Source organism: Niallia sp. FSL R7-0271, assembly GCF_038005785.1.
Taxonomy (GTDB): Bacteria; Bacillota; Bacilli; order Bacillales; family Cytobacillaceae; genus Niallia.
This window is the reverse complement of the sequence record NZ_JBBOTZ010000001.1, coordinates 2,767,316-2,779,430: the sequence shown is the minus strand read 5'-3', so window position 1 is coordinate 2,779,430 and position 12,115 is coordinate 2,767,316. Positions and strand designations below refer to the sequence as shown.

Annotated in this window: 12 protein-coding genes; 11 read left to right on the top strand and 1 reads right to left on the bottom strand. The window is 41.1% G+C overall.

Annotated features, from left to right (window positions below; translation table 11 throughout):
• Nucleotides 1-3 precede the first annotated feature (3 nt).
• The 3 genes from obgE (at nt 4) to pheA (ending at nt 2,797) form a co-directional block, all read left to right on the top strand.
• The gene (gene obgE / locus MKX82_RS14280) at nt 4-1,293 is read left to right on the top strand and encodes a GTPase ObgE (RefSeq protein WP_233313016.1); all 1,290 of its coding nucleotides are present in this window, start codon (nt 4-6) and stop codon (nt 1,291-1,293) included.
• 94 nt (nt 1,294-1,387) lie between these two features.
• Nucleotides 1,388-1,843 carry an ACT domain-containing protein gene (locus tag MKX82_RS14275; protein WP_127737300.1) on the top strand — a complete coding sequence of 152 codons (456 nt, stop codon included), beginning with the start codon at nt 1,388-1,390 and terminating at the stop codon, nt 1,841-1,843.
• A 96-nt stretch (nt 1,844-1,939) separates the two neighbouring features.
• The gene (pheA, locus tag MKX82_RS14270; RefSeq protein WP_233313017.1) at nt 1,940-2,797 is read left to right on the top strand and encodes a prephenate dehydratase; all 858 of its coding nucleotides are present in this window, start codon (nt 1,940-1,942) and stop codon (nt 2,795-2,797) included.
• Between the two features lie 36 nt (nt 2,798-2,833).
• On the opposite strand, the gene MKX82_RS14265 is transcribed toward pheA, so the two are convergent.
• Nucleotides 2,834-3,367: a transcription repressor NadR gene (locus tag MKX82_RS14265; protein WP_233313018.1), complete on the bottom strand. Its 534-nt coding sequence runs from the start codon at nt 3,365-3,367 to the stop codon at nt 2,834-2,836.
• 298 nt (nt 3,368-3,665) lie between these two features.
• Between MKX82_RS14265 and safA the strand changes: the two genes are divergently transcribed.
• From safA to queA, 8 genes are all read left to right on the top strand, one after another.
• Entirely contained in the window at nt 3,666-5,657 is a 1,992-nt protein-coding gene (gene safA, locus MKX82_RS14260) for a SafA/ExsA family spore coat assembly protein (RefSeq protein WP_341077958.1), read from the top strand.
• Nucleotides 5,647-6,627, top strand: coding sequence for a phosphotransferase (locus MKX82_RS14255; protein ID WP_341077956.1), 981 nt, complete (start codon nt 5,647-5,649; stop codon nt 6,625-6,627). The genes safA and MKX82_RS14255 overlap by 11 nt, the downstream gene beginning before the upstream one ends.
• A gap of 122 nt (nt 6,628-6,749) precedes the next feature.
• Nucleotides 6,750-7,370, top strand: coding sequence for a YhcN/YlaJ family sporulation lipoprotein (locus tag MKX82_RS14250; RefSeq protein ID WP_237941749.1), 621 nt, complete (start codon nt 6,750-6,752; stop codon nt 7,368-7,370).
• A 244-nt stretch (nt 7,371-7,614) separates the two neighbouring features.
• On the top strand, nt 7,615-8,520 hold the full coding sequence (locus tag MKX82_RS14245) for an NAD-dependent epimerase/dehydratase family protein (protein WP_341077954.1): 906 nt from the start codon (nt 7,615-7,617) through the stop codon (nt 8,518-8,520).
• Between the two features lie 103 nt (nt 8,521-8,623).
• Nucleotides 8,624-9,130, top strand: coding sequence for an intercompartmental signaling factor BofC (locus tag MKX82_RS14240; protein ID WP_233313023.1), 507 nt, complete (start codon nt 8,624-8,626; stop codon nt 9,128-9,130).
• A gap of 221 nt (nt 9,131-9,351) precedes the next feature.
• On the top strand, nt 9,352-9,960 hold the full coding sequence (ruvA, locus tag MKX82_RS14235; protein WP_341077952.1) for a Holliday junction branch migration protein RuvA: 609 nt from the start codon (nt 9,352-9,354) through the stop codon (nt 9,958-9,960).
• A 35-nt stretch (nt 9,961-9,995) separates the two neighbouring features.
• The gene (ruvB, locus tag MKX82_RS14230; RefSeq protein ID WP_233314697.1) at nt 9,996-10,994 is read left to right on the top strand and encodes a Holliday junction branch migration DNA helicase RuvB; all 999 of its coding nucleotides are present in this window, start codon (nt 9,996-9,998) and stop codon (nt 10,992-10,994) included.
• A 77-nt stretch (nt 10,995-11,071) separates the two neighbouring features.
• Complete coding sequence (gene queA / locus MKX82_RS14225; protein ID WP_341077948.1) at nt 11,072-12,100, top strand: tRNA preQ1(34) S-adenosylmethionine ribosyltransferase-isomerase QueA; 1,029 nt, start codon at nt 11,072-11,074, stop codon at nt 12,098-12,100.
• Nucleotides 12,101-12,115 lie beyond the last annotated feature (15 nt).

Genomic DNA, 12,115 nt, shown 5'->3' with positions numbered 1-12,115 from the left:
AAAATGTTTGTTGATCAGGTCAAGATATACGTGAAAGGCGGAGACGGCGGAAATGGAATGGTTGCCTTTCGCAGAGAGAAATATGTTCCTAAAGGCGGACCAGCTGGCGGAGACGGCGGTAACGGCGCAGATGTAATTTTTGAAGTGGAAGAAGGCTTGCGTACATTGATGGATTTCCGTTATAAGCGCCACTTTAAGGCACCCCGCGGAGAGCATGGAATGAGCAAAAACCAGCACGGCAAAAACTCTAAGGATATGATTGTTAAGGTTCCACCGGGCACAGTCGTTGCTGATGCGGAAACAGGAGAAACAATTGCTGATTTGACGAAGCACGGCCAGCAGGCTGTAATTGCCCGCGGCGGACGCGGCGGACGAGGTAACTCACGCTTTGCAAGCCCGTCAAATCCAGCTCCAGAGCTTTCTGAAAACGGCGAGCCGGGACAAGAGCGTGAAGTTACATTAGAGCTTAAAGTATTGGCAGACGTAGGGCTTGTTGGCTTTCCAAGTGTCGGAAAATCAACATTGCTTTCTGTTGTGTCTGCAGCAAAGCCGAAAATCGCTGATTATCATTTCACGACAATCGTCCCAAATTTAGGGATGGTAGAAACAGAAGATAGCAGAAGCTTTGTTATGGCTGATTTGCCAGGACTGATTGAAGGTGCACACTCTGGTGTCGGCCTAGGTCACCAGTTCTTGCGCCATATTGAGCGCACAAGAGTTATTGTCCATGTTGTCGACATGGCGGCAATTGAAGGCAGAGATCCTTTCGAAGATTATATTACGATCAATAAGGAGCTCCAGGAATACAATATGCGTCTTTTAGAAAGACCGCAAATTATTGTAGCTAATAAAATGGACATGCCGGATGCAGAAGAGAACTTGAAGGTCTTCAAGGAAAAACTCGAAGAGGATTATCCAATCTTCCCAGTATCTGCCTTAACGAGAACAGGTTTACGTGATTTGCTGTTTGCAGTAGCTGATAAGTTAGAGCACACACCAGAATTTCCGCTTGAGGAAGTCGAGGAAGAGGCTGGAGTTCACCGCGTATTGTATAAGCATGAAGCAGATGAGCGTCAGTTCTTTATTTCTAGAGACTCTGACGGAAGCTTTGTCCTTACTGGGGAAGGAATTGAAAAGCTGTTCAAGATGACTGACTTCTCTAGAGATGAATCTGTGAACAGATTTGCTCGCCAGTTGAGAGGTATGGGTGTGGATGAAGAGCTAAGACAGCGCGGTGCTAAGGATGGAGACATCGTTAAATTAATGGATTATGAATTCGAGTTCATTGATTAATTTTTCCTTTAAGATTATGTAATAAACTAAATTTGCTGACTCCATGGGAATCTTCCCATGGAGGTTTCCCTTTAGCTTAAGAGAGGTTGAGCGAATGAAACAGAATAAGTTGGATCAGCGTTTTTTTCTTGTCCGTGAGGATGTTCTTTCAGAGGCGATGAAGAAAACATTGGAAGCAAAGGAATTGCTGGAACGGGGCAAGGCAGAATCTGTTTTTGATGCAGTTCAAAAAGTCGATTTAAGCAGAAGTGCCTTTTATAAGTACAGAGATACAATTTTCCCCTTTCATACAGTCGTGAAGGAACGTCTGATTACGTTATTCTTTTATATTGAGGATCGTTCAGGTACGCTTTCTAAACTGTTGAATGTTGTTGCATCAGGAGGATGCAATGTATTGACAATCCATCAGACAATACCGCTGCAGGGACGGGCAAATGTGACCCTTTCCTTAAATACAGCTGAAATGGAAATATCCATTGATGCATTACTCGAAAGACTGCGAATGCTTGAGTTTGTCGAGAAAGTGGAAGTTTTAAGCTCAGGAGCATAATCTGCTCCCTTTTTCTTTTTTGAAAAAAGATGCATTTATACAATGAGAATTCAGAATTATACATAAATAGTGCTTTTAAGTTGGAGGAGAAGGAAATTGAAAGTAGGGTATCTAGGACCGAAAGCAACATTTACGAATATAGCAGTAAATAAAATGTTTCCAAATGCAGAGAAGCTTCCGTATATGACAATCCCGAATTGTATGGATGCTGTAATGAAAGGCGAAGTAGAGGCTGCTCTTGTGCCTGTTGAGAACACATTAGAAGGCTCTGTTAATATCACGCTGGATTATTTAATTCATGAGGTGGACATTCCGATTAAAGGAGAAATTACTGTTCCAATTAAACAGCATTTAATGGTGCATCCAAACTTTAAAGACCGTTGGAAAGATGCAGAGGTTGTATTCAGTCACTCCCATGCGATTGCCCAATGTCACCGGTTTTTGCATGCTGAATGGAATGGAATCAGATGTGAAAATACAACATCAACAGCAGCCGCAGCTCAATACATAAAGGAAAATCCCAACCTCGCTGCTGCATCAATCGGCAATGAATTGACTGCAGCTGAATATGGACTTGAAATAGTCAAACGGAATATCCATGATTTTGATAATAACCATACACGCTTTATCATTATTTCCAAAAAGGATACTGCCTTTCAACCGGTTGACTGCATTCATCTTGGCTATAAAACTAGCTTAATGGTCTCCCTTCCTGCCGATGAGTCTGGTGCTCTGCATCAAGTCTTGTCTGCATTCGCATGGCGCAAGCTGAACTTAGTTAAGATTGAATCAAGACCTACTAAGACTGGTCTTGGCAATTACTTCTTTATTATTGACATTGATCGGGAGCTTGATGATGTCCTCATCCCTGGTGCAATGTCCGAACTAGAAGCGATTGGCTGTGATGTAAAGCTGCTCGGATCATACCCGTTTTATGCAGGAGCAAAAAGTTAAGGAGCCCAAAATTGTTGGGCTCCCTTTTTAAATAAATTAGTCTTCTAGTCCAATTAAGAACCCGGCATTTCGCAATGCAGTTTCGGCATCAATAAGCGCCTCTTTAGAAGGAGCTGTTAATGTGTGTAAATGAATGCCGGACGTCAGCTGTGATAGATAGACAGCATTTGTGCTTTTAATCTTTTTCATAAATTGCTGTACTTCCTTCCGGTTTGACACAAGGATGGAGGCAGTTAAATCACCGTAAACAGGATGTTCGATTTTAACATCTTTTACTGTTACTCCAAAATCCACTATGATATTTAACTCCTCCTCTGTTTTTTCGGGAGGGTGGTTGCAGGCAATGATTTTTTCATGCAGCTCTGGTTTAGATTGCTGCAAATACAAATATCCTTGACTAGTGGCGATAATCGGTTCATTTTTTGCCTTCAGCAAGGTAATATCTCCGACAATAATCTGTCTGCTGACACTTGTCAGCCGTGACAGCTCGCTGCCTGTAAAAGGACGGTTATTTTCTTTAAGCAAGGATAGTATAAAGCTTCTTCTTTCCTCTCCAAGCATTTTTTCCATGTAATTCCTCCTTCATAATCTTTCTTAAATGGATATAAGCTTGCTATATATCGTTTTAAGGCATTTTAAATGATATTTTCAGGTATCTTGTCCTATTTTACCAAACTATTTGCTGTGACCGCCATCAATATCAATTTTTCCTTATAAACACTGATAATGCGGCAATATACTGTCAAAGAACATTTCTAAAGACAGCACATAATTACTGAGAAAAGCGCATAAATTTTTCTGAAGAACAATAACACTTTTTCCGCGACAACATAGACTATATGGACATATGCATAGGAGGGAATCTATAGTGAAGATCCATATCGTACAAAAGGGGGATACTCTTTGGGAAATCGCCAAGAAGTATGGCGTTAACTTTGAAGAGTTAAAAATGTTAAATTCCCAGCTAAGTAATCCAGATATGATTATGCCCGGTATGAAAGTTAAAGTTCCGACTGCTGGCGGCAGTATAAAAAAAGAAGCGCCAATAGCAGGTATGAAGAAGGAGCAGCCAATCATAAAGGAACAGCCAATCATAAAGGAACAACCGATAGTGAAAGAGCAGCCAATCATAAAAGAACAGCCAATCATAAAAGAACAGCCTAAAAAAGAAATGCCGAAAAAAGAAAAACCGAAGGAAAAGCCGTATACTCCAAAAATGCCTACACCAATTATTCCAGAAATTGATATTCACAATTATTATTCCATGAATATGACAAATATTGATGTAGAAGTGGATATTGAAGAAAAACCTGTCCCGCCAAAGCCTGTAAATATTGTACCTGTAAAGGAAGAACCAAAGGCAGAGGTCTGTCCGCCGATTATTCCATATCAGCCATATTGTTATGAAATATCGCCAATGATGCCAGGTTCAGGCTTCCCGCCAGGTGTATGCATTCCAGAAGGAGTTCCGATGGATTATTATCCTGTCCAACATGCTAGCATGCCAGGGGCGATGCCGATGCAGGGAATCAAACATAAATGGGAAGAATCTTCATCTTCTTATGCGTCGCCATTCACACCAGCAGCACAACCGTTTCAACATGCAAATATTGGCACAAATCCAGTAGCTGGTCATAAAGAGATGCCAGTCCAGCAGCCGTTTCAACATGGACTTCAGCCAATGCACCATAATCACATGCACTCTTCTTATGATATGCATGAATCGTCTTCTGATTATGCAAATGTTGCTCCAGCATCATACCAAGCACCGGTTCAGCTTCCATATCAGGAGGATTGCGGCTGTGGCGGGCCTGCTGTGCCATACCCAGGTCAAGTTTATGGCAGTGACCAATTCGCTCCTGGTACAGCAGGAATGCAGCAAGGCTTTAATCCAGGAATGGGAATGGGTGGCGAAATGGCATTCGGAGGAATGCCAGGAACGCAACAAGGCTTCGATCCAGGAATGATGGGTGGCCAGCCATCATTTGGAGGAATGCCGGGCGGAGACCAATTCGCTGAAATGCCAGGAATGCAGCAAGGTTTTAACTCAGGAATGATGGGAGGCCAGCCGCCATTTTCGGGAATGCCGGGCGGAGACCAATTCGGAGGAATGCCAGGAGGGCAGCAAGGCTTAAACCCAGGAATGATGGGAGGCCAGCCGCCATTTGGAGGAATACCGGGCGGAGACCAATTCGGAGGAATGCCAGGAGGGCAGCAAGGCTTTAACCCAGGAATGATGGGAGGCCAGCCGCCATTTTCGGGAATGCCGGGCGGAGACCAATTCGGAGGAATGCCAGGAGGGCAGCAAGGCTTCAACCCAGGAATGATGGGAGGCCAGCCGCCATTTTCGGGAATGCCGGGCGGAGACCAATTCGGAGGAATGCCAGGAGGGCAGCAAGGCTTTAACCCAGGAATGATGGGAGGCCAGCCGCCATTTTCGGGAATGCCGGGTGGAGACCAATTCGGAGGAATGCCAGGAATGCAGCAAGGCTTCAACCCAGAAATGGGCGGCTTACCAATGACAGGAGGTCCAGGTTATCCATTTGGAGGTACAATGCCTGGTGGCTTTATGCAAGAACCACCATACCCCCAAGGTGCGCTAGGAAACGTGCCAATGCAAAACACTATGGGTGAGATGGGCACTGGAATGCCTGGGATGCAAGGAATGCCTAGCGGAACTGCAGGAGCTCGTGACGTAATGGGATCTCCTATATTTGGACCAGGCGGCAATGCGCCAATCTTTGCACCTCCATTTCAAGGAAATGGTCAGCCCCCATTAGTTCATCCGTATGGAATTAATGAGGTAACTCCATTTGGCATGCCTCGTTATTTAGACGAAAGCAGCGATTATGAAAATTAATAGTAGAGGAGACGATGATTCAGTCTATCGTCTCCTCGCTTTATTACAAAATAAGCTGCCTTATCCAGTAAAGGATTTGAAACGCATCCGCAAACAAGTATATTTGGTAGTGACAGATTATGCTTGGCTAATCCTTAAAGAGTTCCCAAGCTATAAAAAACTAAAAATCCAAGAGGCATTCACAAACTCGCTTCACTATGAAGGATTTCATGCAACCTATCGCTTCTTCTCTTTTGAACAAGATCCTATTATTATTGATAACCGAATATATGGCTGCATTGAATACATACCTGGAAGCCTTAAGCCTTTCTCCTATATGGATAAAGACAGCAGAAACGAGGCTTTATCGTTAATGGGCCATTATTATAATTGCACAGAAAGGCTAGTCGATACTTATCGATATATTTTGCCTGACTTTGATATTTTTGAAAAGTGGTCAGAAAGAGGTAACCAGTTTAAGCTAAACTTGCCTGTTGCCGCCCAATTTTTAAAAGGAGACATTCTCCAAGAATTAAATGGTTGGATAGATTGGTCTCTATATCATTTGGAAAGAGAAAGAGACAATATTAAAAACCAAAAAAAAGTGATTTTGCATGGAGATGTTGCACATCATAACTTTCACCGCGGCCTTAATGGAGAGCTGTATTTAATTGACTTTGACCTTATTAGTATTGGACCTAAAAGCATGGATTATTTACAATATGCCAATCGGATTTTGCCGCTAATTGGGTGGTCACATCATCAGCTTCAAAAAATAAGCTTGCTTCAGCCATTTTTAAATGAAAGATCCTTTTTAATTGGGCTTGCTTTTCCTACAGATGTACTGCGGGAATGGAACAGGATTATTAGACAAAACAAGCTTCATAATGAGCTGGCCAGAAACCATGTAGTAGAGCTTACAGAGCAGCAATTTTCCAAAAGAAGAAAATTTGTGCAAAAAATGATGAAGTTAGCAGACCGCTTTCAATAGCTTTCCCTATCTTGATTAAACGAAAATGCCTATACTTAACAGCATGAAAGGTTCCTGATTCGCAGAAAATAATTTTGAGCTTTATTTGCTCAAAATGAATTGTGAAAGGGAGTATGCGAAGGATGAAGTGGATGAAAGCGGCAGCTCCATTTACGCTGTCTCTCATGCTGTTGACAGGGTGCGCCAATACGGACCAGGATTTAAATAATAGTGAAAATGATATACCCCTAGGCTATTACTCAAACGAAAGACATGAACAGGAGAGTACAGGGAATGCAAGGGTGTTAGGCAATCAAGATAATGACGGACCTTTGACAGAGGCAATGGACCACACCTTTGGATTAGAAGGGCAGCAAAACCGTGCTAATGCGAGCAATATAAATGATCAAACATCGCTTGGCAATAACGAGGAAAGCTACAATACAGAACTTGCAGACAAGATTAACAATGCTGCCTTAAAAGTAAAAAATGTAAAAGATGTTCGAACTGTTGTTTATAATGATAATGTGTTAGTGGCATTAGAAGTAAATAACAGAAAAACAATCACTACTACTAAAGCAGATGTCAGAAAAAATATAGGCAGTTATATAAAGGGAAAAGAAACATCCATTGTAACAGATAAAGGGATTTTTCTTAATATAGATAGTATTAATAAAGGAATTCGCAAACGTCTTCCTGAAAAAACGATAGACAGGAATAAACGTAATATTATTAAAAAAGCAGATCCAACAAGCAATTTATAAATAAAAAGCTGATTTTAAAAGAAGTTTCTTTTAAAGTCAGCTTTTTTTGTGAAAGTGAGATTTATTAATAAATGTTCTTAATTAATAACATTTTACAGGCAAAAGAGGCAATTAAATCTTATAATTGTTCGATATAATGAAAAAATACAAAGATTTTCCTTTCCATAATGAAATGTTTGCTTTATAATGAAAGAAACATTCGTTATAGAGAACAATTAAGGAACGTAAGGTGGAGGGACAAATCGTGAAGGTACTTGTGACTGGGGGAGCCAGCAATAGCATGGCATTTGAAGTGATCATGAAGCTTATAAAAAAGGGGATAGAGGTAGTAATTGCCGATAACTGTGAATGGAAGTTCACATCTCCGTTCCACAGTAATATTACTTATTATCATACAGCGCTTGATAAGGAGCTTTTAACACCTATTTTACAAAAGGAAAAGGTAGAAGTTGCACTACATTTCAAAAGTGAACCTATCACATCAAATAAAATAAAAGACTCCTTCGACCAGTCGGAAGAGAATATTCACACTACGATGCATGTACTCGAAGCTTGTGCGGAAGCTAAAGTGAAAAAGGTGATTTTTCCTAGTACGATCTCTGTTTATGGCAATCAATCAGATGTGGCTGTGGAAGATTCATTTTTAGACCCTATTCTTTTTGAAGGCCTTTCGAAAAAAGTGGAAGAGAAATATGTCATGCATTATCACAAGCTTTACGGCTTGGACTTTTCTATTTTAAGGTTCGCTGATATATATGGAATAGATAATGGCGGATATATAGCAGAAAATATCGAGAGAGCAATAGATGGACATGCACCCCTTATCAATGGAACAGGACAAGAACTGCGAAACTTTCTTTATATCGATGATGCTGTCGATGCTATTTTAGCTGCTTTAACTAATGGAGATAATCAGGTCATAAATATTGCAGCAGACTCTATGCACAGTTTGGAAGAAGCGGCGGTTTGTGTAAGTGAGACGGTTGGAAAGTTAGAGCCGGTTTATGATAGAGAAGAGGAGACATTAGTTTCCACTTGCCCTGTATCGACTCATAAAGCAAAAGAACTATTAGGCTGGGAAGCAAAAATCCCGCTGTGGGAAGGGCTGCAAAAAACCTTAGAGAAAACCGAGGTAAGAAAGCATTTTTAAAGTTTGTTATTTTGTAAAAAATTTATTCGCATGTTTTTAGATAATATGGTGAGACTAATAGGGAATTTAAGTTTGTTCTAGTAAGTTAAAGAGGTGGTTCATAATGAAAACCAGATTCCTTTTATTGTTCTCTATTCTTCTTATCATTCTATTATCTGCATCTCCCGGGTGGGGAAATGGAGCTCATGCACAGTCTCCGAAGAAGTTTTCTGTTATGTTGCAGAGAGTATATTTGGACGGGGAAGTTAGTGAAGAGTGTGTAGAGGAAACAATATGGTCGATGGAAGATTTCTGGTCTAAATATGAGAATTGGCAGCTGGTGAATATGGATAGTCACCAATTTGTCTTTAGACAGGAAATGGACGATATTTCTCCATTGCTTAAAGCGAATGGCTATTTCGGAGTATCAGCAGAAGGCGTTTTAGGCGTTTATAATGGTAAGCCGAATAAGTCGAATATTATTCAATCCTTCTTCCAAATAGATTTGGAGAAGCTGGAATCAAAGCAGCAAAAAAATCTGCAAAATGGGATTCCGATTAAGAATAAAAACCGCTATGTGGAAGTGCTTGAGACATTTAAAAATCTTGATACAAACAATCAAGCAAATTAACAATGGATAGTCAAACAGGCTAATCGAAAGAATGGGGAAACTTTCGATTGCCTAAAAAGTCTTATTAGGAGCCTTTAAAACCATTATTTTTAAAAGTGGTTTTTTTGTGTTTTATAAAAGCTCTTTTTTTTTGGAATTTTACGAAAATATCTTATATGGTAGTTTTTCTTTATTGTATGCTAAAATAGTCTTTATAGCTTTAATAAGGGAGCGAAAAGGATTTGTACGAATATATTAAAGGGAAAATAGAGTATATTGGACCTGAATACATAGTGGTTGAAAATAATGAAATCGGTTATCAAATTAAGACTCCGAACCCATTCTCTTTTTCTTCCTTATCAAACCAGAAAATCACTGTTTATACGTATCATTATGTAAGAGAAGATATTATAAGCTTATATGGTTTCCGGTCAAAGGATGAAAAGACATTATTTATAAAGCTGCTTAATGTTTCTGGTATCGGACCAAAGGGCGCTCTTGCTATTCTGGCTTCAGGACAGCCGGATCAAGTAATTTCTGCTATTGAAAATGAGGATGAGGCATTTCTTGTGAAGTTTCCTGGTGTCGGCAAAAAGACAGCAAGACAAATGATTCTTGACTTAAAAGGGAAGCTGTCAGATATCATGCCGGATTTCTTTCCAGACTTGTTCAATGTGGAAGAAGTGGAACAGAAAAAAGCTGGCGCGTCTCTTCTTGATGAAGCACTGCTTGCATTGTCTGCGCTCGGATACACGGACAGAGAGGTTAAAAGAGTTATACCACAATTGAAAAAAGAACAGCTTACAACAGACGAATATATCAAACTGGCGTTAAAGCTGCTGCTTAAGTAATCGGAGATATCTTTTAAGGAGAGGAGTGGAATATGTTGGATGATCGCATCGTATCTGGAGAAGCCGATTCATTAGAAGTTTCCTTTGAACAAAGTTTGCGTCCCCTTCAATTAAAAGAGTATATCGGTCAGGATAAAGTCAAAGATAATTTGGAAGTGTTTATTAAAGCTGCTAAATTTAGGGAAGAAGCCCTTGACCATGTCCTTTTATATGGACCGCCAGGCTTAGGAAAAACAACATTGGCAACAATTATCGCTAATGAAATGGGCGTTAATATCAGGACGACTGCCGGACCGGCAATTGAAAGGCCGGGTGATTTGGCCGCCATCCTCACCGCCCTTGAGCCTGGAGATGTTCTTTTTATAGATGAAATACATCGGCTTCCCCGAGCTATCGAAGAGGTACTTTATCCAGCCATGGAAGATTACTGCCTCGATATTGTGATTGGAAAAGGGCCTAGTGCAAGATCTGTGCGCCTTGATCTGCCGCCGTTTACGCTAGTTGGTGCAACGACAAGAGCTGGCTCCGTATCTGCGCCGCTGCGAGACCGTTTCGGCGTCTTGAGCAGGCTTGAGTATTATCAAGAGGAACAGCTGAAAAGTATTGTCGTTCGTACGGCACAAGTGCTCCAAGTAGATATACATGACGGGGCTGCATGGGAAATCGCGCGAAGGTCGAGAGGAACACCGCGGATTGCAAACCGATTGCTGAGAAGGGTCAGAGACTTTGCTCAAGTAAAAGGTGATGGAAGTATTACGGAAAAACTTGCCCATGATTCTTTAGAACTTTTGCAAGTCGACCGTTTAGGTTTAGACCATATTGACCATAAATTATTAATAGGTATGATTCATAAATTTAGAGGCGGTCCTGTCGGTTTAGAGACAATTGCAGCGACGATCGGGGAAGAGGCGCACACGATTGAGGATGTGTATGAACCGTATTTACTGCAGATTGGTTTTCTGCAGCGGACACCTCGAGGCCGTGTCGTTACCGATTTAGCCTATGAGCATTTAAATATTACCAAAGAAGTATAACGAATCATGGCACGTTCATTATAGCCATGATTCCAGTTTGAATACAATAGTTTTTAAAAGAGAAAAGGTGAAGTATAGTGAAAGTAGATTTATTTGATTTTCATCTGCCAGAAGAATTGATTGCACAAGTTCCTTTAAAGGATAGGACTAGCAGCAGGCTAATGGTGGTAGATAAGGAAACAGGAAGCTTAGAACACCGTACATTCAAGGATATTATTGAATACATAAACCCAGGAGATTGCCTTGTTCTTAATGACACGAGAGTCTTGCCTGCAAGACTGCACGGAGAAAAGGAAGATACAGGTGCGCATATTGAAGTCCTTCTTCTTAAACAGCAAGAAGGAGAGCAATGGGAAACATTAGTGAAGCCTGCAAAGCGTGTTAAGAAGGGGACAGTTATCTCCTTTGGCGACGGTAAGCTGAGGGCTGTTTGTAAAGAAGAGCTTGAACATGGTGGCAGAATTCTTGAGTTTGTCTATGATGGAATCTTTTACGAAATTCTCGATGAGCTTGGCGAAATGCCGCTGCCTCCATACATAAAAGAAACGCTGGACGATCAAGACAGATATCAAACGGTATATGCTAAGGAAAGAGGATCGGCTGCTGCACCAACTGCCGGCCTTCATTTCACAGAGGAGCTGCTAGAGGAGCTTAAGCAAAAAGGAGTTCATATTGCATTTATCACATTGCATGTTGGTCTTGGCACATTCCGTCCAGTGAATGTGGAAGATATTGATAAACATGAAATGCATGCAGAGTTCTATCAGATTACTGCAGGCACCGCTAAGCTGCTAAATAAGGTGCGGGAAAGTGGCGGGCGTATTTTGTCTGTCGGCACAACTTCCACACGCACATTAGAGACAATTGCCACAGCAAATGACGGTCAATTTGTGGAAAGCAGCGGCTGGACAAGCATTTTTATATACCCAGGATATGAGTTCAAAGGGATTGACGGCATGATCACTAATTTCCATTTGCCAAAATCGACGCTTATCATGCTAGTAAGCGCACTTGCCGGCAGGGAACATATTCTTCATGCATATGAGACTGCTGTTAAAGAACAGTACCGCTTCTTCAGCTTTGGAGATGCTATGTTCATCCGCTAAAAAGCAGCAGCTGCA

Bases quoted from the DNA above. Each gene is read 5' to 3' on its own strand.
- MKX82_RS14240 (WP_233313023.1), top strand. From the start codon at position 8,624: ATGAAAACCAGATTCCTTTTATTGTTCTCTATTCTTCTTATCATTCTA.
- MKX82_RS14275 (WP_127737300.1), top strand. From the start codon at position 1,388: ATGAAACAGAATAAGTTGGATCAGCGTTTTTTTCTTGTCCGTGAGGAT.
- MKX82_RS14255 (WP_341077956.1), top strand. From the start codon at position 5,647: ATGAAAATTAATAGTAGAGGAGACGATGATTCAGTCTATCGTCTCCTC.
- obgE (WP_233313016.1), top strand. From the start codon at position 4: ATGTTTGTTGATCAGGTCAAGATATACGTGAAAGGCGGAGACGGCGGA.
- MKX82_RS14265 (WP_233313018.1), bottom strand. From the start codon at position 3,367: ATGGAAAAAATGCTTGGAGAGGAAAGAAGAAGCTTTATACTATCCTTG.
- MKX82_RS14250 (WP_237941749.1), top strand. From the start codon at position 6,750: ATGAAGTGGATGAAAGCGGCAGCTCCATTTACGCTGTCTCTCATGCTG.